This is a genomic window from Pseudomonas sp. UM16 (assembly GCF_050312595.1).
Classification (GTDB): Bacteria; Pseudomonadota; Gammaproteobacteria; order Pseudomonadales; family Pseudomonadaceae; genus Aquipseudomonas.
Window position 1 is genome coordinate 379185 of the sequence record NZ_JBNPJT010000001.1, and the last position, 24407, is coordinate 403591.

A 24407-nucleotide genomic window follows, 5' to 3' on the forward strand; every position below is an offset into this window, starting at 1 on the left:
GGCTCCTTTGAGTCCAAGGAGCCTGGCAACTGCTGGACTCTCACCGTAGGCATAGCGGTGCAGGAAAGAGCAGCATCAACAGCCACCCCGCAGCAAATAGCCCTACTCCGAACGTCCCGTGAGCAATCACGCTTCTGCGCCTTGCCACGTTCGGTGCTGCTGTCTTCGACGCGGCGATGCCTAAACCAAACGCGGGGTGCATGATGAAGAACGGGGCAATCACGCTGATCAAACCAATCGCCAGCGCCGGTATCAGCGAAGGATTGCACAACCAGGCAAGCCCCTGCGTAGCGATGAGTACCATCGCGAAGACCACGCCCGTGATGTAGTGAAAGATCCAACCTGCCAGGCGCTCATTCCTGATACGAGCCGCCGTCATAATCGAGGCGTGACGAAAACGCCCTTGTAACATGTGGCCAAGCCAACGACCGACGAGGCCATAGTCAAGCGATACCTGGGCAGATAGGCGCGTCCGAATAAAAGCCGATACGTCCATGAACAACGTGGCGCCCATACCCACTAACAGAATGCGCAGCACCGCCTCACTTGTTCCCATGGCATTACCCCTTGTCTTGAGCCTGTTTTGGCGTTTTGATTCAAGCAGTCTGCAAGCTCAACTCGACTTGAGGTCAAGCATGAAAGAGATGGAAATTGGCGAAGTGGCACGGCGTTCCGGCCTGCCGTCTTCAACGTTGCGCTACTACGAAGAAAAAGGCCTTATCCGCTCGATCGGTCGGCGAGGCCTGAGCCGCGTGTTTCGAGCGGATGTCTTGCAACGGTTGTCGTTGATCGCACTCGGGCAAGCGGCGAAATTTTCATTGGACGATATCGGCGCGATGCTGGAGGCAAATGGTCAACCTGCCATTGATCACCAGCGGCTCAGCGACAAGGCTGACGAACTGGACCGTACCATCCAGCAGCTCAGCGCCATACGTGACGGGCTACGCCGAGCTGCGACCTGCCCCGCTCCCCGTCATATCGAATGCTCGACGTTTCAGAAAATGCTGCACGCAATCGGCACTGGGGAGGTAAAGCGAAAAGCCGCTAAAGGCGGCTTACGCAGGCGACGCTAGTGAAAGGGTCGCGCAGCACGCAGAGACCACTACACTTGTACCTGCTTCATGAGCACCCCAGGCACTTACTCACTTGTCCCTCATGGGCGTGAGGTCAGTCGCCCGGTCAAATGGTGGCAGCCGTCGATAGCGCAGTGGAATATGTGCTTGCCATACCACCCGCGAAGTCCCAGAGGAACGGGAGTACTATTATGAGTGGATATAACGCTGTATTAGCGAGAAACACACTAAGTGCTCAAAAAGGAATAGGCCCATATTCACAAACCGTAGCGTTCTCTCACTACAATCATCTTTCAGCTCAGCTACCTATAGACCCAGCGTCTGGTGCGTTGGTAGCAGGCGGTGTGAAAGCCCAGGCTGAACAGTGCTTCAAAAACATCAAGGCGATTGTAGAAAGCATCGACCATGTGATGGAAGATGTCGTCAGAATTACTATTTTTCTTAAAGATATCGCAGACATCGACGCTGTCAACAGTGTCTATACCGCCTTCTTCCCAAGCTATGTTCCAGTGTTGACGACAGTCGCCGTTGCAGCGTTGCCTTTGGATGCTTTAGTGCAAGTGGAAGCGCTGATTTCAAACGGCGAAGGTACTATTCCACAAGCCCCACAGGCAGGCGACCTGGTAAAGACTGTAAGGAACACGGAGAACGCACCCGTCAGCGCACTGTCTGCGCAGAGCGTGGCTTTTTCGCATTACAATAACCTGTCGGCTCAACTACCTATCGACCCAAAAACAGGTAAGTTAGTAGCGGGCGGTGCCACAGAACAAACTGTGCAGTGCTTGAAAAACATCAAGGCGATTTTGGAAAGCATTGATGTTCCCTTTGATGACATTGTAAAAATCACTGTATTCGTTAAAAACCTCTCGGACCTTGAGCGTGTAGACGAAGTTTACACCACCTTTTTCCCGGACTCGGCCATCGCCAGGACGGTAAACTATTTCCCTGCGCGGACTACCGTGGCGGTCTCCGCGTTGCCCATGGACGCGTTAGTACAAATAGAAGCCGTTGTATCACACGGAGATGGTACGCCACCGCAAGTGGTGGAAGACAGGCACGGAATTGTCATAAAGGCAAACAATACGTCGCGTGCCCCCATCCATGCTCTATCTACACAAACTGTGGCTTTTTCTCATTACAATCACATCTCTGCGCAATTACCTATCGACCCCACTACCGAAAAGGTGGTGGGCAACGGGGTGAAAGAACAGACTGAACAGTGTTTGAAAAACATCAAGGCAATTGTTGAAAGTATCGATCACGTCATGAACGATGTCGTCAAGGTAAACATCGTCCTTAAAAATATCGAAGACAGTGCTGCAATGGATGAAGTGTATACAACATTCTTCCCCGGTGGCGTTCCTGCACGTAGGGTTGTTGGCGTGTCAGCGCTACCAGAAAATGCGCTAGTCCAAATCGAAGCCGTTGTATCAAATGCTGAAGGCACACCTCCACAAAAATAGCAGGCATTTATTTATAGACGCCAGCATGGTTGCATTGGTCGTGCCGACGGGGAATGCAAATTCGCATGTCCCCGTTACGAGAAAGGGAAGTCGGGGCTAGTCCTCTGCTTCCTTTTTTCAATGCCAATCCCTCGCCGCAAACGAGATCGAACCCTTTTGTACCTGCTCAATGCCGGATTGCAGAGCCGCTTGGTTCAGGGCGCGTCGCCCTCGTCCTTTACTTCGCGCCAACTGCTATCGGGGTCGAAACGCTTAATGGCTGCTGCCTTCTTGGTGCTGTCTGGGCCGAGGTCTTTCTCGAATACTTCACCGTCGTGGCTGATCATGAAGCTCATCACCCCGGTTTCCCCATACTTCGTCGGCCAGGCGATCACGGCAAAGCCGCGCGTCATGTGCTCGCCGATTTTGTAATCATAGGCGCCACCCGGCGCCGAGGGGCCTTGCGCAGTGAGGATGCGGTAGTGATAGCCGTGCCAGTCGTCGCCAGTTGCGGCATCACCGAACAGCGGTCCGAGAGGGCTTTCCTCCACGCCCTCCTCTTCAGGCCAGTACAGGCCATCGAACTGTCCGTCGCTACTGATGAACTTCTGCGCGTACTCGAGAACCCCATCGTCATTGCGATCAATCTCAGCGTAATCCATCTGCGCATCGTGATAGGCGCGCACCGCTTGAATGGTTGCCAGTTCGTTGCGTCCGATGCGGCGCAGACGGATTTCTTCGGCACCGGCTTTGGTGTCGAATGTCCAACCGCTGGCAACGTGTTTGATGGGAATCGGGAACACCCAGGATGCTTGGCCGACGACCAGATGCGCACGATCCGAGCTGTCGGGCTGAACCCGATGCTTTTCCCTGTAAAGGGCGAGAAAGGCGTCGACATCTTCACGGTCGACGTTCTCGGTTGGGATGTAACTCTTCCAGTCATTGCCGAGCAACTTTGCCAACTGTTGGCTATCGGCCTTCTCGCTACCAAGCGCCTGCACCAGCGCCGCGGCGGCGCCTTCCGCGCTTGGAAAGTGTTGCTGAGCATAACTGCCGGATGTCCAGAACAGGAGCAGAACCAGCACAAATCGACCTGCAGCATTCATGACTGACTCTCCTCTCAACGGTGACGGCCGCCACCGTGGGATTGCACCCGTACAGGTCGTTGCACCTGGTGGCCCGCAGGCGCCGCATGGGGCCGGCGGGAGCTTTGGTGACTGGCCTGACCCCGATTGCTCGCGATGCGTGACTGCACAGGATCGCGCGCACCGGCCAGCGCATTGTTACGGGGCCTCTGGCCACCAGCGTGTTGCTGGCGCACTTGCTGGCGCACCTGCTGGTTGTGCCCTGGCGGCTTATGTTGGCGATTCTGCAGGGACGCCTGCGCACGTTGGCGGGCCTGACCGTCATTTTTCAGTTGACGGTCGGCAACCTGGGCGCGCTCGCGTGCGCTACCGGGCTGGGCGATGCCATGTTTCTGCAGACTTTGCTGGGCGCGCTCGCGGTCAGCACTCTGCACTCGTTGGCGGGCCTCAAGGTTACTGGTTGCCGGTGCTTCGATGCCATGCTGGGCGAGGCTTTCTCGCGCACGCGCGCGGTCTGCGGTACGGGCCGGCGTGTCACCGCGCAAGGCTGTACGCTGTGCGCTGCCGGGCAAGCGTCGGTCGAATTCGGCTCGGCTGGCCTGGTCGCGGTACGGTACACCGTTGCGGTACTGCGGATTGTGCTGCCACTTGTTCTCGTTGGTATTGATCCTGCGGTTTGCGTTGATGTTGTTGTAGCGATTGACGTTGATATCGACGTCGTTGCTCCCCCAATCGCAGTCCCCCCACAGCGAGTTGACGATTGCTACACCAGCTCCAAAAGCCAGGCCGGTCGCCAATGCCGTGCCGATGGTATAAGCCGGCGACGGCGGGTAATACGCCGGTGGGTAGGACGGATTGGGCCAACTGCCATACACCACAGAGGGGTTGTAGCTGGGGACGTACACCACCTGCGGATTGGTCGGTTGGATAACGATGGTTTGTGCCGGCGCACCCGCTTGCACCACCGTGGTCGTACCGCCCGCAGGGGCACTTGGCGGCTGCACAATGACGGTCTGCTGATCGTTCGATTCCAGGTGGCCGGCGTCCTTGGCCTTGGCGCGCAGGCGCTGCACCGAATTCATCACCGCGTCGGGCTGGGCGAGAAACGCATCGCCGACTCGCTGCACCCAGGTCGGGTCTTGGCCGAGGGTGTCCAGCACCTGCGGAAACGCCACCAACGATTGCACGCTGGGGTCCCAGGGATGGTCGGCGACCTGTTTGACGGCGGCATCACCACTGGCGTTCGGATGAGCCTTGGACCAGGCAACTGCGTCGGCGACATTGCCTGGATAAGTGGTGGCCATCAGCACCTGAGCCAGCAGAGCATCCGGATACAACGCCAACGGTGCCAGCATCTGATCAAGCTGTTCGGTGCTGAACACCACCTCGCTTGGCGCGACGGGTGTGGCAGGTGCGGACGATGCGGTGGGCGTAACCGGTGCGGCGGGTGCGGCGGGTGTGACCGGTGCGGCCGAAGCGGGCGCCGTGGCCGATGTCTTGGATTGCGAATCCTCATCGGAACAACCCGAGAGCACGAGCATGGCGATGGTGAGTAGGATCGCCCGGTGAAGGCAGACAGACATGACGATGCTCCTCTGGGAGAAACGGCAGAACGGAACGTGGGCGCCCTGACATCCAACGGGTCACCGACTTGGTAAGTGACGCCGGCAACGCCCTGCGCAGCGGCTGAACAGTATCAGCGTAGAAGAGAAAATGCTCGACCGGATGCCAACTGCACCTCCCCGTTGTTCCTGATGAGGAGGCAGGCGCAAAGACCAAACTGCAAGCCTCACAGGATTTCGACCTCGCTCTCCTGAGGTCAACCTTGTGCAAGTGACCGCTTTGGGTCGATCATCCTTCAGGCCATCCCGCTTGGAAGAATCGATCGGGCCGGCATGGGTAAAGGGCACTGGACGCCTTAGCGTCGATGATCTCCTCGCTGGCAAGACGTCCCACTATCGCCGCCAAAGTAACGCCAGGGTGCATTGCACAAACATACACGCCGCCCACTTTTGGTAGATAGCCGATGATGGGGATACCATCAGCAGGCATGGGCCTGAGTCCGACACATGCCCACTCCGGATCTATGGAAACAACCCCATGCAGTTCATTCTGGATCGACTTGGCAGTTCGAAGCGCTATCGCTGCCGGCCGATTCTCCATGGCGTCGTCCAGGTAATCTTCTGCCGCCAGCAACGTACCGTCCGGACTTTGCCTCACTTCCATTTCAGGGCTGGAGATGAGGGTGTGCACGAGGTTGGGTTGTGACTTGTAACGGATGAAAATTGCAGGCGAAGCCTCTATTGGAAGAGACACCTCAAGCATGTCTGTCAGCTTCGTGATACCTGTCCCGGCTGCCAATACGACGATATCAGCATCGATGATGCCCATTGTCGTGTCGACTCCCAACACCTTTACGCTCTGGGTTACGAAACCGAGAACGCGTGTCTGAGTGAGAACCTTCGCCCCCAATGCCTCGGCACCTGCAATCAACGCATGCGTAGCTGCCACCGCGTCCAGCGCCCCTTCTTCAGCCGCATATAAAGCAGACTGAGGAGGATTCTTGAGGTTTGGTTCTAGGTCGAGAATCTGCGATCGGGACACAACGTTAGTCGAAGACTGAATACCTGAAGCTGGCAGCGCCCCACTCGAAATCACGCCGTAAGACAACGCGCCTGTCCATCGTATCTTCAGGCCAGGCAGCTGCGTTTCAAGCCGGCGGTACGCCTCGACTGCAGCACCGCGCAGTTGCGCAATGGGGTCAGACTCGGGGGGTAAGGTATTGATCCAGGCGAATGAACTGCCAGTCACTCCCGACGCTATACCTTCAGCCTCGACCAAGGTGACATTCGCGCCTTTAGCAGCCAGGTGATACGCCAGTGACGCGCCGACGATACCTGCACCAATGACAACGACTCGTTTGCCTTGACCATTTCCCATATCAACCTCCGTGCTGTCGACGTGCCGATGGTACGACAGCTGAATGATTTCATGACATGAAATGGTCTGCGTCGTACGGAAAATCAGCTGGATTGGCACTCTCGGATCAGTTTTTTGTTGATCTTCCCAACGCTGGTTTTTGGAATTTCTTCGACAAACTTAAACTGCCTGGGAATTGCCCACTTGTTGATACGACCGGACGCTACAAACTGGCGTAAGTGAACTTCGAGGAGCGCTTGATCGAGGTGCATGCCGGGTACGCACACCACCAACGCCATGGGACGTTCTCCCCATTGCTCATCGGCAATACCGACGACAGCAACCGCACTGACTGCAGGGTGCTCGCTGATCAGGCTCTCCAGTTCCAAGGAGCTTATCCACTCCCCTCCCGTTTTGATCACATCTTTGATTCGATCCTTGATTTCCACTACGCCCTGCGGATCAATCGAAGCCAAGTCCCCCGTGTGCAGCCATCCGTTGTGCCATAGTGCTGCGCCCATTTCCTCATCCTTAAAGTACCCCTGGGTCAACCATGGCGTACGCACCACGATTTCGCCCAGCGACTCACCATCATGTGAAACGTCTTTACCGCCCGCATCGATGATCTTCAGGTCCACCATTGGAATAGGCGTCCCCGTCTTGATACGCCCGGCGAGCTGAGCGTGGGGAGGTTGCTCATAATCGAGTGCATGTAAGTATGTTGTGCAAAGCAACGGGCAGGTTTCAGACATCCCGTACGCGCTGTGCACACGAATGCCACGGCTGGTCGCCTGCTGCGCAATCCCCATAGTCAGGGAGCTGCCACCCAACAGCATCTTCCAACCAGAGAAGTCGGTCTTGGCTGCCTCTTCGCATCCAACAATCATTTGCAAAATAGTGGGCACACAATGGGAAAAGGTGACGTGCTCATCACGAAAAAGTCTGACTAGACGATTTGGCTCGTAACGACCGGGGTAAACCTGTTTGACCCCCATCAGGGTCGCCACGTACGGCACACCCCAGGCATGTACGTGAAACATGGGAGTAATGGGCATGTAGACGTCATCGGACCGCAGTAGCGGCTGGCCTTGAAAGGCACTCAACGTGCCAACCGCATTCAAGGTGTGCAGCACCAACTGTCGGTGCGAGAAGTACACCCCTTTTGGGCTCCCTGTTGTACCTGTCGTGTAGAAAAGGGTCGCCACCGAGTTTTCATCAAAATCTGGAAACTCGTAGTGATCACTCATCTGGGACAGTAAATGCTCATACTCTCCCAGCACCGGCAAGTCAGTTGCGACGGGCGCTTCGTCAGTGAGTTGGATATAGCCTTTAACGGTCAACAGCTCCTCATGAATCTGCTCGATCATAGGGAGGAAATCGTCATGGACCAACACCAGGTCATCCTCGGCGTGGTTCATGGTGTAGCGTACCTGGTCCGCGCTAAGGCGGATGTTCACGGTGTGCAACACCGCTCCAATCATCGGTACAGCAAAAAAGCACTCCAGGTAACGATGACTATCCCAATCCAACACCGCCACGGTATCGCCTGCTTTGACGCCGGCAGCCGTCAGAGCGTTGGCCAAGCGCTGGATTCGGTGGTACAGCGTCCGATAGCTGTATCGCAGTTTGTCCGCGTAGACAATTTCTTGCTCTGGTTCGTACCTTGCCCCTGACAACAGCAAGCGTTTGATCAATAGCGGATAGGCATAGGCTTCTGGCGATGGCTTGATTATTTTTGTTGTCAGCATGGCGTTACTTTTCACTCCTGTCTCTCAGGCATTGGCTCAGCGTCCTCGCACCGACAGATGGCCGGTAACAGAAGCCGCATCCCCTTTGAACCGTGGTGAGGCAAGGTAGGATTTACCTAAGTGTTGTGCTGTTCAATCAGCGTCAGGCACTAGTCTTTTGATGACAGAAAACGAAAAGTTAGCCGTCCTGAGCCGCAACAGGACAGAATTACAAAATCGTTGCCGGGGAATGCCTGCAACACGGTTTTCATTTCGTGTTCAACCCTCTATAAATGGAGCGATAGTGAGTACTCGCTGAGCACTTCTCCTTGATCATCGCGCCTGCATTGCGCAGTAGAGGCAGATGAAAAATAACAACAATGAGGCAACCTCAATGGCCTTGATGGCGCGTACCGCTGCCCTGACGAACTATCTGGAACTGTGCATGCAATTGGGCGTAAACCCCCATCAGTTGCTCAACGAGTTCGCACTCAGTACGTCGATGTTGAAGAGCCCGGAATTACGTATCCCCATGACAGTGGTAGCCATGCTGCTTGAGGCAACGGCGAAAGCTAGCGGGTGTGAAACCTTTGGCCTGCGCATGGCCGAGTCGCGACAGCTATCCAATTTTGGCGCCATCAGTTTGCTGCTTACCCATCAGCCGACTTTGCGCGATGCCTTGAACACCATTGGGCAATATCGGCATCTGCTCAATGAATCCCTGGCCATGGATGTAACCGAGACGGGCAAGATCGTGATCATTCGCGAAGAAATCATCATCGATCCCTCTACGCCAAAGCGTCAGAGTATTGAACTGGCTATTGGGGTGCTACACCGGCTATGTGGCGCGCTTCTGGGCACGAGCTGGCGCCCGATGCGTGTCAGCTTCACTCACGGTGCGCCAAAAGACCTCAATGTTCACCGTCGCGTATTTGGTTGCAACGTTGAATTCAACGCGCAGTTCAACGGCATTGTATGCCTGGTGTCGGACCTGAATGCGGCCAATCCTAGCGCAGACCCGGTGATGGCGAATTACGCAAAGGAGTTTCTTGAAACGCTGCCTGGTGCCAGCAAGGGGTCGACGCTCAATGAAGTACGTCAGGCTATCTACCTATTGCTGCCCCTGGATCGCGCCACGATCAGGCAGGTAGCCCAATCCCTGGGCATGAATGTGCGCACCTTGCAACGCAGGTTAGAAGAAAGTGGCGTGAGTTTTTCCGAGTTGCATGACCAAGTACAACAAGACCTATTGCAGCGTTACATGGAAAATCCACGTTACTCTCTGAGTCAGGTGGCAGGGCTGCTGGGCTACTCAACGCCCAGCTCTTTCACCCGATGGTTTACTGCACAGTTCGGTGTGGCGCCATCGACATGGCGGCGCCAGCGGTTCAACAACCCTGAGTAATTGGAATGAGTGGCGGCGTTCTCAGTAGTCGCCGCCGCTTTAGTCAGACTGACAATTCGCTCCGATCGCGAAAGTAAGCCAGTGCTTCCGGGTTGGCGAGTGCTTCGACATTCTTCACCGATTCCCCATGCACTACGTTACGCACCGCCAGCTCAACTATCTTGCCGCTCTTGGTCCGGGGGATATCCATGACCTGCAAGACCTTTGCAGGAACGTGGCGCGGCGTAGTGTTGTCGCGGACCTGCTTTTTTACCCGCGCAACCAAGTCTTCATCAAGCTGCTGGCCTTCACGCAGTTTCACGAACAGTACAACGCGGGTGTCGCCTGCCCATTCTTGCCCGATCACCAACGACTCGACAATTTCCGGCAACAGTTCAACCTGGCGGTAAATCTCTGCAGTACCAATACGCACACCTCCGGGATTCAAAGTCGCGTCGGAGCGCCCGTAAATTACGAATCCGCCACGACTATTGATCTCGGCAAAGTCTCCATGACACCAAATGTTCGGGAAACGGGTGAAATAGGCTGCGTGATAGCGCGAGCCGTCGGTGTCATTCCAGAAACCTACCGGCGTACAGGGAAACGGTCGCGTGCACACCAGCTCACCTTTGGTTTCGCGGACAGACCCGCCTTGTTCATCAAACACAGCCACCGCCATGCCTAAACCGGCGCGCTGGATTTCCCCGCGATACACCGGCTGTATAGGAACGCCCACCACGAAGCCCGACAGAATGTCGGTCCCCCCGGCGACCGAGGACAGATGCATATCACTCTTGATCTCGCGATATACGTACTCGAAACCTTCCGGCGCCAATGGACTGCCTGTCGATAAAAAGCCCCGCAAGGTCGCCAGAGAATGGCTATTGCGTGGCGACAGGTCCTGCTTGAGCAGCGCATCGATGAATTTGGCCGAGGTGCCGAAATGGGTCATCCCTTCAGCGTCAACGTAATCGAACAAAATGCTGCCAGGGCGGCCGTCATGCCCGGCGAGGAACGGCGATCCATCGTAGAGCAGCACCGTAGCACCGGATGCCAGGGCGGACACCAGCCAGTTCCACATCATCCAGCTACACGTGCTGAAGTAGAACAACCGATCGCCGGGATGCACATCGGTATGTAGTTGGTGTTCCTTGAGGTGTTGCAACAAAGAGCCACCGTGCCCATGGACAATGCATTTGGGTACGCCGGTGGTTCCAGAGGAAAACAGGATGAATAGCGGATGATCGAAAGGTACCTGAACGAACGCGATCTCTGCTGCGGCGTAGGGTGCGATAAAGTCAGCATAACGCACACCGCCCACAATATTGGCGACGTCCAGCGTTTCGCCAACATAGGGCACTACCACCGTAGACAGGAGGCTGGGTAGCCGAGCCGCTACCTGCGCGTTTTTCTCCAGGCAATCGACGCGTTTGCCGTTGTACCAATAGCCGTCAACACACAACAGTAGCTTGGGCTCGATTTGCCCGAAACGGTCGAGTACGCCTTGAACACCAAAATCGGGTGAGGCCGAGGACCAGACCGCACCCAGCGAGGTAGTGGCTAACATGGCCACCAGGGTTTCTGGCATGTTCGGCATGACCGCGGCAACCCGATCACCCTGGCCAACACCTAAGGCTTCCAGACCTTGGCGAAAGCGTGAAACCTGCTCATAGAGCTCACTTCTGGAAAGTCGACGCTGGACCTTATTTTCGCCCCAGAATACCAATGCATCCGTGTCATCGCGGCGAGCCAGAAGCGACTGTGCATAGTTCAATCGCGCATTCGGGAACCATCGTGCTCCGGGCATACGCTCCGCTTGCTCCAGCACCACTTCACCCAGTTCGCCGACGCCGCCACAAAACGCCCAGACCAATGGCCAGAACTGCTCGATTTCCTGGACCGACCAACGCCAGAGAGCGTCATAGTCGATGAACTCGCGTCCGGTACGGGACTGCGCAAAATCCATAAAAGCCATCAGACGCGTGTTCGAGATTCTCTCAGGGGTGGGCTGGAAAACAGGTTTCTCGTTCATATCAGTCTCTCTCGGTAGAGGCAGGCGGCCGGAGCGATGCGGCCGAAAAAGGTGTTCGGGCCAAGGTCAACAGTAGCGATGTCAATGCACGAGCATCATGTCGGCGCCCCTACAGCCGGGGCCGCGCCTGACATTGTCAGTTTCCCGATATCGCGGTGGTAGTGGCGCTTGCCGTACCAAAACACCAGGGCGGATGCGATCGCCATCAGGGGAATGAGCTGGAAGGCGTGGTCCAGGGCCAGGGCATCGGCGAGCATGCCAGTCACCAGGGGACCAGGTGCCAATCCCAATATATTGTTGGCCAATGCCAGAACCGCAAATGCCGTTGCGTGTACCGAAGGATGCGTCAGATTGGCCACCATGGCACCGGCCGGCCCACAGGTGCCACTGGCAACCAGCATCCCCATGCTTATCAAGGTGAGTTGAGCGATGCCGGGCGGTAATTGGAAAGCCACTGCCAGCAACACGCCACTAATCAGGCAATAGGTGATAGCCAGGGAGATTTTGCGGTCCGGTGCATCTCGGCACAGGCGATCACTCAACATGCCGCAGAGAATCATGCCGCCACCGCCAATCAGAACAATCAGCGCTGACAGCATGCCGGCCTTGTCGGTGCTCATGTGGTAGTAGCGATTCAAATAGCTCGGAAACCAGGCAAGCACCGAGCCAACGATAAAAAGCTGAAGGCCATTGCCTATGTAGGCGCAGATTACCGAGCGACTGGCAAACAGCGTAGTAAGCGGGCGTTTGGCTGATACAGTCGAGGCCTTGTCCGGCGAGCTGCTTTGACTGTGCGCAGCAATGCGCCGCTCACGCACCAGGATCGGATACAGCACGGCCAGACACATACCGAATATTGCCATGCTGGCGAATGCGGCACGCCAGCCCAGATGCACAGCGATGATGCCGCCCAATGCCATGCCTAGCACTGAGCCAAACATGCTGCCTGCCATGAACGCACCCGAAAGGGCCGCGCGCATATGTTTGGGGAAAACGGATAACACCACGGCGATGCCGACACTGCCGTAGGCAGCCTCACCGGCACCGACCAGAAAGCGCGCGATAAACATCTGATTGAAGTTTTCCGCTATTGCGCACCCCAGCGTCGCCAGGCTCCAGAACATGGCCATCAGCACCAGGCTTTTCACGCGCCCCCAGCGGTCCGCAAGTAACGACAATGGAATGGTCAGCAATCCCACCATCACCGAAACAATACTGCTGAGCATCCCCAACTGTGCATCACTCAACGCCCACTCGGTTTTGAGCAGCGGGAAAACAGCATTGAGCACCTGGCGCGACATGTAATCGGAAATCAGTAGGCCAAAAGTCAGGGCGAACACAACCCAGGCAAACGTCCGAGGGACACTGACGGTGACGGCCGCGCAATCACCGGCGGCGGCGTGATGGAAAGCCATGGCAGATCCTTGAGTCGATACGTCTTGTTGTTATTAGGTTCGACGGCAGGGGCCATTCAACGCCCCCGCCTTGGCCAGCGTGGCTGGCCATTGATAGCACAGGTGTCTGGTGAAACGAGGTCCTTTACTGGTGTGACTTTCGATTCGGTGCGAAACCGTTCGCGGCCAGGGTTTCGTCCGCGTCCTTGTAGAACGTGCCGATCTTGTAAATCTCCCGCGCCTCTTTGCCGTTGGCGACCGGGCGCGCACATTCATCGGCAATGCGCACCAATTGCTCGACCTGCTCCACGCTGCTCATCTTGCGCGATCGATCGGGTGTCCAGATCGTGTCTTCGATCCCACAACGCACATGCAGGCCCATCGCGATGGCCATCATGTTGAGCGGAAGCACGTTATTCATCTGGCCCTCGAAAGTGAGCACCGCACCGTCCGGCACTGCTCGCATAAAATTCGTCATGTTGTAAGGCGTCATGGCATCGGCACCACCGCCAATGGGTATCCAGGTCAAAATCAGGGGAACGTTGCACACACCGCGACGCATCATGCGCTCAACCGTTTCCAGCGAGTTGATGTTGCCCATCTGGAACTGCACCTGAATGCCGTTCGCACTCAGGCGTTTGACGTGCTCTTCGACCCAGCCAGGCCCTGCCGGAATGGTCATTTCGCGGTAGGCAACCTGCTTCACTGGATCGGCGAAAGAAGTGCCCGCGACGTCTGCATCGGACAGCGCTTCGATGATATTGAACTGGTTCGAGTTGATGGCCAGGGTGACCTGATCCGGCTTGGGGGTAAGTTCGGCCAACATATGGCGTGTGTCGTCGGACAGCCATTTGGCAATCTCGCCATCGGACTCCGGTGCAAATGAAATCGAACCGCCCACTTGAATGATCATATCGGGTACGGCTTCGCGCACGCCGGCGATAAGCTCGTTGAACTTGGACAGGCGCTTAGAGCCTTTGCCGTCAAGTTCACGTACATGCAGATGCAGCACCGTGGCACCCGCTTCATAACAGTCGACGGCCTTCTGGACTTGCTCGTCCATGGTGACTGGAATGTCTTCCGGAAAATCACTGACCTCGAACTGAGGGCCATAGGGAGCAACGGTAATGACCAGCTTCTCCTGATTTTCGGGGTACAGCGAACCGTCAATGAAATTCATAGGTATCTCCAATGACATATTGTTGGTTTAAGTGTTTTGTCAGTCGACAGGAAGAAATACTTAGTAGGGTTTAGTGCCTATGATTCCGGCACGATCCATCTTTCGATGACACGCCGGATAATCCATCACTGCGTAGTGCTGTGTTGCACTGTTGTCCCAGATTGCGACACTGTTGGGCTCCCAGCGCCAACGCACCTGGTATTCCGGGATGTATGCCTGACTGATCAGGTAGCGCAGCAGTTCCCCGGCACCGGGATTCGCGTCTTGCCCATAGCGCACGTGCTCGCCGGTGTGGAAGTTGGTGAAGTGCGTGGTGAAGACGTTCACGTACAACACCTTCTCCCCAGTTTCCGGGTGGGTTCGCACGACCGGGTGCTCTGCGTCCGGGAACTGCGCCTTGAGCGCTAAACGCTTTTCCATCGGCATCGATGCACCAAAGGTTGCCTCGATACTGTGGCGAGCCCGTAATTTGGCAATCTTCTCCTTGATGTAGGCAGGCAGATTTTCATAAGCCAGCGCCATGTTTGCCCACACCGTATCGCCCCCAACCGGAGGGCATTCGACACACCTCAACACTGCACCGAAGGGTGGCGCTTCCCGCCAGGTGGCATCGGAATGCCATGCATTTTCGTAGCGGTCCGGTTGCTGATCCGGTGTCTTGTAGATACGAACCAACCCCCGATACTCCGGATCGCTACCGGCGACCGGGTGATCCTCGAGATCACCAAATCGCCGCGCAAACGCTACGTGTTCCGCGCTACTGATATTCTGATCCCTCAGAAACACAACACGATACTTGAGCATTGCCGCGCGGATCTCGGCGAACAAACCGTCATCGTGAATGGCATCCACCAGCTTCACGCCCAACAGTTCAGCGCCCAGCGCACAGGTTTGTGGCTTGATGTGCATAACGCAAAGTCTCCTGAGTCGTATTTGGAGTTCGGCGCCCGGCGACGTTATGGAACCAGCACAGTCGCTCCGATGGTCTTTCGGGACTCCAGCATGTGATGGGCTTCTGCGGCCTCTGCGAGCGCATAAATCTGCTTCGGCTCGCCGGATATTTTTCCGGCAAGTACCAGATCGAACAGTTCCTTGGCCATAGAGAGCATGTGCGATCGAGGCTTGATGTAATGCACCATCGCCGGACGCGTGAACCAGATGGAGCCCTTCAGGGCCAGCGTCAGTGCATCGAGGTTGACGGGGCCGGAACTGGTCCCATTGCTGACGAGGGTGCCACGCACTTGCAGGCTGTCCAGAGACGCTTGCAGGGTGTCCTTGCCAACCGAGTCGTAAACGACCGCAACTCCCTGCCCATCGGTCAGCTCGCGTACCCGTTCTGCGATATTCTCGCGGGAGGTAACGATCGTATGCGTGCAACCATTCGCCTTGGCGATCTCCGCCTTCTCGTCAGTGCTGACGGTACCGATCATCGTGACCCCAAGCGCACGGGCCCACTGGCAGGCGATCAACCCCACTCCACCGGCAGCAGCGTGATACAGGATTGTTTCTCCCCCTTTCAACGGATAAACCTGACGGAAAAGATACTGGGCGGTCAGCCCCTTCATGATGAGTGTCGAAGCTGTGCGATCAGAGATTCCGTCAGGTAGCGGAATCAGCACTTCGGCGGGCATCACACGTACGTCTGAATAGGCGCCTTGTGGCCCCATCAGATAACCAACCCGATCGCCGACCTTGATATCGGTTACATCCGGACCCACCGCCTCGACGACGCCGACAGCATCCGAACCCAGGCCGCCCGGCAGCTGCGCAGGGTAATAGCCGGTGCGGTGGTAGATGTCGATGAAATTGACTGCAATGTAACTGTGCCGAACGCGAGCCTGTCCCAACCCCGGCTCACCGACCTCGACGTCTTCATAACGAAGCACTTCGGGCCCACCAGTTTCGTAAAAGCGAATAGCTTTGGCCATATCGTCTCTCCAGTCTGAATGTTCTTGTCGGGCTACGGCCCTTTGGACTGGAATATACGAATGTTCGAGCGTGGGGTTATGTACATCTCGCGACGGGGGCTATCCAGTTCATGACAAACCACTGCGCAAAACCAGGAAAAGTGTTGAGTGGCCAAAAATGATTAAAGAGGCAATGAATAGCTGTTCTGGGTCAGCGACCAGTCGTAGCCGACTGCTTTCGACCTATACCAGCCGCTCGCAAATCCCAGACCATTCACGCTCACAGCTGATCCATAGCCTCGGCCACCCCCCGATCCTCACCCAGAAATCCGCCACTCTGGTGGTGCCACAGCTGCGCATAGATGCCGTTTTTTGCGAGCAATTCGGTGTGGCTACCTTGCTCGATGATACGTCCGTCATCCATGACAATAAGCCGATCCATTGCCGCAATCGTGGACAGCCGATGGGCGATGGCAATCACAGTTTTGCCCTCCATCATCTCATCGAGGCTTTCCTGAATAGCCACTTCGACTTCGGAATCCAGCGCGCTGGTAGCCTCGTCAAGCAGTAGGATCGGGGCATTCTTGAGCATCACTCGGGCAATCGCAACACGCTGGCGTTGGCCACCCGAAAGCTTGATGCCGCGCTCGCCCACCAGGGTGTCGTAGCCGCTATGGCCTTGCCGGTCGCTTAGTTGGCTGATGAACTCATCGGCCTGGGCGCTGGTCGCAGCACTGCGCACTTGTGCGTCGCTCGCATCGGGTCGGCCGTAGGCGATGTTGTCGCGAATGGAACGGTGCAACAGTGAAGTATCTTGGGTGACCATGCCGATAGCGCTGCGCAGGCTGTCTTGCGTCACCTGTGCAATGTCTTGTCCGTCAATGCGAATCTGCCCGCTGTCGACATCATAGAAGCGCAGTAGCAAGTTGATAAGCGTGGATTTGCCCGCGCCAGAGCGGCCTACCAGGCCGATTTTTTCGCCCGGGCGAATATTCAGGCTCAGGCCATCGAGCACCTGACGTTCGCCATTGTAGTTAAAGCTCACATTGTCGAAGGTTACCGCCCCACCGGAGGTCACCAGGGCATCTGCGTCCGGCGCATCCTGCACCTTGGGGCCGCGAGTAAGGGTTGCCATGCCATCCTGCACGGTGCCGATGCTCTCGAACAGCGAAGTCATTTGCCACATGATCCAGTGCGACATGCCATTGATACGCAACGCCATGGCGGTAATAGCCGCCACGGCCCCTGCACCGACCTCCCCCTGGTGCCATAGCCACAGGGCATAACCACCTGCTGCCATGATCAACGCCACCACCAACGCCTGGTTGACGATCTCGAATTGGCTGACCAAACGCATCTGGCGAAAGCCGGTATGTTTGAAGTCCTCCATCGCTGCACGCGCGAAGTGCGCTTCACGATTGGAATGGGAGAACAGCTTCACCGTAGTGATGTTCGTGTAAGCGTCGGAGATACGCCCGGTCATCATCGACCGCGCATTGGCCTGTTCCTGCCCGACTTTCCCCAGACGGGGCACGAAATACAGCATGGCCAGACCGAACAACACGACCCAGGCAACGAAAGGCAGCATCAGTTTCAGAGCGAAGCCGCCGGCCAGTGCGATGATCGCAATGAAATACACCCCTATTCCGGGTGCGATCTCGATAAGGGTGAATAACAGGTCGCGCACAGCCAGCGCAGTCTGCATGACCTTGGTGGTGACCCGGCCGGAAAACTCATCGGAAAAAAACGAAAGGCTTTGCCGTAGCATCAAACGGTGGAAGTCCCAACGCAGACGCAATGGCAGGTTGATCGCCAATATCTGGTGCTGCACCATGGTACGCAACGCCACCAGCCCGATGCTGGACAGCATTATGATACCCATGCCCCACAACACTCGACGCTCCTGCGCCGCCGCATCACCACCCGCTTGCCAGGTCGAGAGCAGATCCACGACCTGACCGAGGAACGAAAACAGCCAGGCTTCGTAGATCGACACGCCAGCACTGAGCAGCGCAAACACCAGAATATAGCCGCGGGCGCCCCGTGTGCATGCCCACAGAAACCGAGCCAGGCCCTCGGGTGGTGGTGGTACCTCGTCAGGAGGAAAGGGGTCGAGCCTTCGTTCGAATGCACGAAGCATGGTGGTCTCCAAAACGGTCAAATTCAGGAGATTCTGCCATCGAACTGTTGCTTTGAGGGATTGGCGACGTTGAAGTGACATTCTTCAATTGCGTAACTGCGGTGTCGGCTTGCTTGCTGTGAGCGGGAAAGGCCGTGCTCTCCAAGACGATGGGTTGCAGTCGAATCGCCGATTGAACCAGCGGGAAAAGGCGCTGAGTTCGGAAAAGCCCAGCAGGCTAGCAATTTCGCTCAACGAATGATGAGGGTTTGCCAGGTAACGGGTCGCCAGCTCCCTGCGGACTTGATCCAGCAGCGACGAGAATGTCTCACCCGTGCGCGTCAGTTGCCGATGCAGTGTCCGCCGGTCACGCCCCAGGTGAGCGGCTACCTGCTCCACCGAACAACGTCCTGTCGCCAATTGCATCCAGATCATCTGATGCACTTGCTCCACCAAGGTAGCCCTGGTGTCTGCCTGAATACTTTGCAGATACTGATGAACATAGCGGGCCATTTGCGGATCGGCACTGGGCAGGGTCCGATCAAGATCGCTGCTACGGCAGACAATACCGTCCAGCACGCAGTTGAACTGTACTGCTGTGCCGAATACACGCTGATGGCGGCTAGCATCCCGCGCCGCGCTGTGACGAAAACAGACTGCTGATGGATGCCAGTGATTGCCCAGTAAGGTCTTGAGCATGCGGTGAGCCACGGCGACCGCCAATTCCACCGACTGGCGTACAGGCGAGTGGCTGACCGTTACCAGCTCAAGCCTCAATACCGCCACGCCGTCTGCCTCCTCAATATTCAACACTAACCCCTGGTTATGCAGGCAGATAAATGCCTGGAGGGCCTCCAACGCTGCGCGCAGGGTGGGCTCGCGCCATAACAATGCCAGCGGCCCGAGATTGGAGACAGTGCGACGCTCAGCCATGCGCAGGCCGAAATCGTCTACGCCGGCCGCCCGGGCTGAATTGTCCAGTAGCCGGCCCACAGCTTCGATGGGGATTTTCAGGTCCGATTGCAGCAAGCAGCGCGGATCAAGTCCAACCAGACGCAATTGCTGCATGGGCTCGACATTCAACGAGCGGACAATGTCCGTATAGTGGGTAAGGCAAGCACTTCGAACAAGTCCATTCATGAGTAATTATCCCTACGTTACACATGTCCCGAGATGTCAAATCCATGTCCCCGGGCGTCAATTCAGATGACATCGGCACGCTTAGAGTTGCAAGCAACCACCAAACCGTGAGGCACTGCAGATGAATGACCACCAGCCCCACCCCGACACCCCAACCTGCGATGCCCTGCGTGACGCGGGCAACTGGAATCCCGCCTGGGATTCACTGGCCGAGCTCGACGCGCAGTGGATGGAAAAATTTCTCGGTATGGCTACCCACCCGCTACGAAAGGGCATTCTGGAGCCCAAGACCTTTGAACTGATCGCCATCGCCGTCGATGCCTCCTGCACCCATCTGTATGCCCCAGGTGTACGTCGGCACATCCGCAAGGCCCTGGAAGTTGGCGCCAGTGTCGAGGAAATACTGGCGGTACTACAACTGACATCGATACTGGGCATTCACAGCATGGCGCTGGGTGCCCCGATTCTCGTTGAGGAGGCGCAGAAACTGGCCACCAATGGCCCGGTACAAGGCACCTACTGATTTCATTATTCTGCTGCACGGACCAGATTGACCTTCGCAATCGCACTAAACTACCGTGCCAGAGACAAGGACGTCTGGAAGTTGCGGTCAGGTGGGTGCATGCCTGCTGAGAATTCTGCAGAATGGCTCGCTGCCGCCCGATGTGATCGGGCCATGATCACATCATTTAATCTGGACGTCCTGGCCTATGTCAGTTGACCTACAAGCGCTCTACCCCAAACTGATCCACCTGATGCTGGACACGGTCTTCGTGGTCGACAAGGACAACCAGATTGTATTTGTAAGTGATGCCTGCGAATCACTGCTCGGTTACCGTGCGCAGGAGCTGATCGGCACGCCGATCACCGACTACATACACCCTGACGACCTGACGGTTACCCGCGCCTCCATCGTCCGCGTGATGAACGGCCAGTCTCACGTCGATTTCCGCAACCGCTATGTCCGCAAGGATGGCGGTATCGTGCACATCCTCTGGGCGGCCTTTTGGTCTGAGGAGGTAGGGGCGCGAATCGGTGTCGCACGGGACGTCACAGCCCTGCGGCATGCCGAGGAGGAATTACGCTTCCTGGCACATCATGATCCACTGACCCAACTAACCAACCGCTCGCTCTTCAATGACCGACTGGACTCGGCCCTGCACGCGGCGCACCGCCATCAAAACGCCTTGGCGTTGCTGTTTCTGGACATCAATGACTTCAAGGGGATCAATGATGTCCACGGGCATGCCGTCGGTGATCGGCTGCTCTGCGCGATTGCACGACGACTGCAAGGCTGCGTGCGTGAAACGGACACGGTGGCGCGAATGGGGGGTGACGAGTTCACCGTGCTGTTGACCGATATCCAGTCGCAGGACGACGTTGCCGAGAAGGTAACGCAGATTATCGCGACCTTGGCCGAACCGTTGGGCGCAGAATTGGCCGGGATCAAAATGCCCTCCTGCAGTGTAGGCGTGGCCTTTTACCCCACCGATGGCGAGGATGCCGATACCCTGCTCAGCCATGCTGATGGTGAAATGTACCGGATGAAGAGGCGTCGTTCGGTAACCGGGTGATTGCTCAAACTAAGACCGGGCTCACGCCAGTAGTTCGGTGATCCATCGGGCCTGCCGGGCGATTTCCTCCACCTTCTGCTCGGGCACGGCCTGCCGCGCCTGGGCAAAGTTGCGCAGGATCTGCTGCTTGAGGCGCAGGATACGCTGCCACTTGGCCACGAATGCCGGGCTGCGGGCCTGTAACTGCAGCGGGCCGAAGTACAACTCCTCAGCGGTATAGGTCACAGACTCAGCACGTTCGGCGACGATGATTTCGTAATCGAAGAGGTTTTCCTGCAGCACCTCCTCGCAGAGGATGCGGTAGCCATGCTCCATCAGCCATTGGCGCAATGGTTGCTCACCGCCGTTGGGCTGCAGGATCAGGCGCTCCTGCCCACTCAAGCGCGCCTTGCCGCTGTCGAGGATGTCGCGAATGGTCTCACCGCCCATGCCGCAGAGGCTGATCGCAGTGATCGCGTCTTCAGGCTCGATCGCTGTCAGGCCATTGGCCAGGCGCACGCTGACCCACGGGGTCATGGCGTTCTCGCGCACCGTGCGCTCGGCCGCGTAAAACGGCGTCAACGCCACCTCGCCGGCCACCGCCATGGCGATAACGCCACGGCGCATCAACGCCACCGGCAGGTAGCCATGATCTGAGCCGATATCGGCCAGACGCGCACCTGCTGGTACATGCGCTGCCACGCGTTCCAGGCGCATGGACAATGTCTGTTGGTTCAACTGCAGCCCCTTTTCAGCACAAACGCCCGGCACCTTTGGCCGGATCGGGTCGCGATTCTGTCGGGCAACGCCATACATTTCAAATTTATGCGATCAGGGCCATGGTGCCCCCATACTTGGCACTAGCACAAATGGATAATGGCAACTAGCCACCTTTCGTCGCTCAAGATATATCAACTCAGGGCCGATAGCGTTGAAACGTTCCGATAAAAGACCGAGTGAATTCCACACGCCATGAATAAAAGTCTACGTTTCAGTCACAAAATTCTGATTGTCGCCTCATTGATCGTGATGCTCGCCTTCACCCTGTTCACCCTCTACAACGACTACCTGCAGCGCAATGCCACCCGCCTCAACCTGGAAAACTACCTGGCTGAAATGGGCCAATCGACGTCCACCAATATTCGTAACCTGCTCGAGGGGCGAATCCGTCTGGTGGAAAACCTGGCACAGAACATCGCCCAGCAACCCGCCAATGCCGAGACCCTGATGGGCCAGAGCGCGTTGATCTCAAGCTTTCTCACTGTCTACCTGGGTAAGGTCGATGGCGGCTTCAGTGTCCGTCCGGATGCCAAGATGCCCGACGACTATGACCCGCGCATTCGCCCCTGGTACAAGGACGGCATGAGCGCCAGCGGCGCCGTACTGACTGAACCCTACATCGACCTGACCACCAACAAGATGGTCATTGGCATTCTCAGCAAGGTGTCCAGCAGCATCGGCGTGGTCGGTGGCGACCTGGCCCTGGACGGCCTGGTTGAGATCATCAACTCGCTGAACTTCGGTGGCATGGGCTATGCCTTCCTGGTCAACGATCAGGGCAAGATCCTCGTCCACCCGGACCAGAAGCTGGTGATGAAGTCGCTGTCGGATCTGTTCCCGGCCAACACGCCGAAACTGTCCGCTGAACTGACCGAGGTTCAGGCCGATGGCCAGACCCGGCTGCTGACTTTCGCGCCGATCAAGGGCTTGCCATCGGCCAACTGGTACATCGGCCTATCGGTCGACAAAAACAAAGCCTACGCAATGCTGAGTGAGTTCCGCACCTCGGCGGTGATTGCCACTCTGGTTGCCGTGGCCATCATTATCTGCTTGCTCGGCCTGCTGATTCGCGTGCTGCTGCAACCGCTGCTGACCATGACCCGGGCCATGGAAGACATCGCCGAAGGCGAAGGTGACCTGACCAAGCGCCTGACCATTCACAGCCAGGACGAGTTCGGTGCCCTGGGTAATGCCTTCAACCGTTTCGTCGAACGTATTCACACCTCGATCCGCGAAGTGTCGTCGGCCACCGAACAGGTCAACGAAGTGGCCCTGCGTGTGGTCAGTGCCTCCAACTCATCGATGGTCAACTCCGACGAGCAGTCCAACCGCACCAACAGCGTTGCCGCCGCGATCAACCAACTCGGCGCCGCCGCCCAGGAAATTGCCCATAACGCTGCCCAAGCCTCGCAGCAGGCAAGCTCGGCCCGTCACCTGGCCGAAGAAGGCCAGCAAGTGGTCGATCGCAGCATTGCCGCGATGAACCGCCTGTCGGACCTGATCTGCACCTCCAGCTCACACATCGAGACGCTCAACAGCAAGACCGTGAACATCGGTCAGATCCTCGAAGTGATCACCAGCATCTCTCAACAAACCAACCTGCTGGCCCTCAATGCGGCAATCGAAGCGGCCCGCGCCGGTGAAGCCGGTCGTGGGTTCGCCGTGGTTGCCGATGAAGTGCGCAACCTCGCCCACCGCACCCAGGAATCGGCACAGCAAGTGCAAAACATGATCGAGGAGCTGCAGGTGGGTGCCCGCGAGTCGGTCGACACCATGGGCCAGAGCCAGCGTCACAGCCAGGACAGTGTGGAGATCGCCAACCAGGCCGGCGAGCGCCTGGGCAGCGTAACCCTGCGCATCGGAGAGATCGACGGTATGAACCAGTCGGTGGCCACCGCCACCGAAGAACAGACTGCCGTGGTCGAGGCGATCAACATGGATATCAACGAGATCAACATGCTCAACCAGGAAGGGGTCGAGAACCTGCAATCGACCTTGCGCGCCTGCACCGACCTGGAACAGCAAGCCACGCGCTTGAAACACCTGGTCGGCAGCTTCCGGATCTAACCCGCCGCTGTTGCAATACCTGTCCCTACAACACGCCAGCGTTGTAGGGCGGGATTTGAACTCGACATTCGCCGCGCAGTGGGATGATTACCCAATGTTCATCGATTTTCAGTAGCGATAGGTAATCTGTAGTCTCATCTGTAACCACGCGCGGTTTTCAAAGGGCCTTGCGCCTACGCTCAGTATTTGATGTCCCGAGCGGTGCGGCGCGTGTCCTGCTTGGTACTGCGTTTGTCCTGACGACACCCGGCATTACTCTTTTCATTGTCCTTGCGGCAGTCATACTTGGTTTCGCGTGCGGTGGAGCGTCCTTCCTGGCGGGTATCGCGTGCTTCGCGGCGTTGTTCCCCCTGCTCGGTGGCATGCGCCGGCAGCAGCACCCCTTGCACGCCAGCACAGATGAGCAGTGCCGCCAGGGCTTTGACGTAGTGTTTACTAATCATGATCTTCCTCCAGCTCGAAGTCGCTCGGTTGTTTTGCTGACAATCTACAAAACGCCCCGTGGCGCCTGAACATCAACGATAGATCGGTGCAAGACGCCCGGCAATGGCTGCAATGATGGACGGCGGCACAACCGTCCAGCAGCGTGCGGTGCTTGCCCTCGA

Annotated in this window: 19 protein-coding genes and 2 pseudogenes; 7 read left to right on the plus strand and 14 right to left on the minus strand. The window is 57.1% G+C overall.

All coding sequences use genetic code 11. The annotated features are described in order from the left end of the window. Positions 1–40: 40 nt before the first annotated feature. Positions 41–556 (minus strand): DUF2938 domain-containing protein, encoded by a 516-nt coding sequence (locus ACQRAX_RS01800; protein WP_412037466.1) that lies wholly within the window; start codon positions 554–556, stop codon positions 41–43. Positions 557–635: 79 nt separating this feature from the next. Here ACQRAX_RS01800 and ACQRAX_RS01805 point away from each other — a divergent pair, with 79 nt between their 5' ends. Together ACQRAX_RS01805 and ACQRAX_RS01810 are read left to right on the plus strand one after the other, a co-directional pair. Continuing rightward, entirely contained in the window at positions 636–1073 is a 438-nt protein-coding gene (locus ACQRAX_RS01805; protein WP_412037465.1) for a helix-turn-helix domain-containing protein, read from the plus strand. Between the two features lie 191 nt (positions 1074–1264). Continuing rightward, positions 1265–2536, plus strand: coding sequence for a Rid family detoxifying hydrolase (locus tag ACQRAX_RS01810; RefSeq protein ID WP_412037464.1), 1272 nt, complete (start codon positions 1265–1267; stop codon positions 2534–2536). Positions 2537–2730: 194 nt separating this feature from the next. Here ACQRAX_RS01810 and ACQRAX_RS01815 read toward each other — a convergent pair whose 3' ends face one another. The 4 genes from ACQRAX_RS01815 to ACQRAX_RS01830 form a co-directional block, all read right to left on the minus strand. After that, positions 2731–3621 carry a DUF2950 domain-containing protein gene (locus tag ACQRAX_RS01815; RefSeq protein ID WP_412037463.1) on the minus strand — a complete coding sequence of 297 codons (891 nt, stop codon included), beginning with the start codon at positions 3619–3621 and terminating at the stop codon, positions 2731–2733. A gap of 14 nt (positions 3622–3635) precedes the next feature. Continuing rightward, the gene (locus ACQRAX_RS01820; RefSeq protein WP_412037462.1) at positions 3636–5183 is read right to left on the minus strand and encodes a DUF3300 domain-containing protein; all 1548 of its coding nucleotides are present in this window, start codon (positions 5181–5183) and stop codon (positions 3636–3638) included. A 268-nt stretch (positions 5184–5451) separates the two neighbouring features. Further along, positions 5452–6540: an NAD(P)/FAD-dependent oxidoreductase gene (locus tag ACQRAX_RS01825; RefSeq protein ID WP_412037461.1), complete on the minus strand. Its 1089-nt coding sequence runs from the start codon at positions 6538–6540 to the stop codon at positions 5452–5454. Between the two features lie 83 nt (positions 6541–6623). Beyond that, positions 6624–8267 (minus strand): fatty acid--CoA ligase, encoded by a 1644-nt coding sequence (locus tag ACQRAX_RS01830; RefSeq protein WP_412037816.1) that lies wholly within the window; start codon positions 8265–8267, stop codon positions 6624–6626. Between the two features lie 373 nt (positions 8268–8640). On the opposite strand from ACQRAX_RS01830, the gene ACQRAX_RS01835 reads away from it, so the two are divergent. After that, entirely contained in the window at positions 8641–9651 is a 1011-nt protein-coding gene (locus ACQRAX_RS01835; protein ID WP_412037815.1) for an AraC family transcriptional regulator, read from the plus strand. Positions 9652–9694: 43 nt separating this feature from the next. On the opposite strand, the gene ACQRAX_RS01840 is transcribed toward ACQRAX_RS01835, so the two are convergent. The 7 genes from ACQRAX_RS01840 to ACQRAX_RS01870 form a co-directional block, all read right to left on the minus strand. Continuing rightward, on the minus strand, positions 9695–11662 hold the full coding sequence (locus tag ACQRAX_RS01840) for an acetoacetate--CoA ligase (protein ID WP_412037460.1): 1968 nt from the start codon (positions 11660–11662) through the stop codon (positions 9695–9697). 95 nt (positions 11663–11757) lie between these two features. Continuing rightward, on the minus strand, positions 11758–13077 hold the full coding sequence (locus tag ACQRAX_RS01845; protein ID WP_412037459.1) for an MFS transporter: 1320 nt from the start codon (positions 13075–13077) through the stop codon (positions 11758–11760). A gap of 124 nt (positions 13078–13201) precedes the next feature. Continuing rightward, a complete protein-coding gene (locus ACQRAX_RS01850) occupies positions 13202–14236 on the minus strand; it encodes a 3-keto-5-aminohexanoate cleavage protein (RefSeq protein WP_412037458.1) in 1035 nt (344 codons plus the stop codon). A 60-nt stretch (positions 14237–14296) separates the two neighbouring features. Next, positions 14297–15145 carry a TauD/TfdA dioxygenase family protein gene (locus ACQRAX_RS01855; protein ID WP_412037457.1) on the minus strand — a complete coding sequence of 283 codons (849 nt, stop codon included), beginning with the start codon at positions 15143–15145 and terminating at the stop codon, positions 14297–14299. A 47-nt stretch (positions 15146–15192) separates the two neighbouring features. Next, positions 15193–16164 (minus strand): quinone oxidoreductase family protein, encoded by a 972-nt coding sequence (locus tag ACQRAX_RS01860; RefSeq protein WP_412037456.1) that lies wholly within the window; start codon positions 16162–16164, stop codon positions 15193–15195. Positions 16165–16423: 259 nt separating this feature from the next. After that, a complete protein-coding gene (locus ACQRAX_RS01865) occupies positions 16424–18283 on the minus strand; it encodes an ABC transporter ATP-binding protein (protein WP_412037455.1) in 1860 nt (619 codons plus the stop codon). Between the two features lie 84 nt (positions 18284–18367). Further along, positions 18368–19402, minus strand: a complete 1035-nt coding sequence (locus ACQRAX_RS01870) for an AraC family transcriptional regulator (protein ID WP_412037454.1) — start codon at positions 19400–19402, stop codon at positions 18368–18370. 121 nt (positions 19403–19523) lie between these two features. Between ACQRAX_RS01870 and ACQRAX_RS01875 the strand changes: the two genes are divergently transcribed. Both ACQRAX_RS01875 and ACQRAX_RS01880 read left to right on the plus strand, forming a co-directional pair. Further along, entirely contained in the window at positions 19524–19925 is a 402-nt protein-coding gene (locus tag ACQRAX_RS01875) for a carboxymuconolactone decarboxylase family protein (RefSeq protein WP_412037453.1), read from the plus strand. 187 nt (positions 19926–20112) lie between these two features. Then, complete coding sequence (locus ACQRAX_RS01880) at positions 20113–20976, plus strand: diguanylate cyclase domain-containing protein (protein ID WP_412037452.1); 864 nt, start codon at positions 20113–20115, stop codon at positions 20974–20976. 21 nt (positions 20977–20997) lie between these two features. On the opposite strand, the gene ACQRAX_RS01885 is transcribed toward ACQRAX_RS01880, so the two are convergent. Beyond that, a complete protein-coding gene (locus ACQRAX_RS01885) occupies positions 20998–21693 on the minus strand; it encodes a tRNA (adenine(22)-N(1))-methyltransferase (RefSeq protein ID WP_412037451.1) in 696 nt (231 codons plus the stop codon). Positions 21694–22071: 378 nt separating this feature from the next. On the opposite strand from ACQRAX_RS01885, the pseudogene ACQRAX_RS01890 reads away from it, so the two are divergent. Continuing rightward, positions 22072–22944 (plus strand): annotated as a pseudogene (locus ACQRAX_RS01890) (HAMP domain-containing protein); the annotation flags it as partial. A gap of 261 nt (positions 22945–23205) precedes the next feature. After that, positions 23206–23802: pseudogene (locus tag ACQRAX_RS01895) on the plus strand (methyl-accepting chemotaxis protein); the annotation flags it as partial. A 179-nt stretch (positions 23803–23981) separates the two neighbouring features. Here the strand turns inward: ACQRAX_RS01895 and ACQRAX_RS01900 are convergent. Continuing rightward, entirely contained in the window at positions 23982–24245 is a 264-nt protein-coding gene (locus ACQRAX_RS01900; protein WP_412037450.1) for a hypothetical protein, read from the minus strand. Positions 24246–24407: the final 162 nt, after the last annotated feature.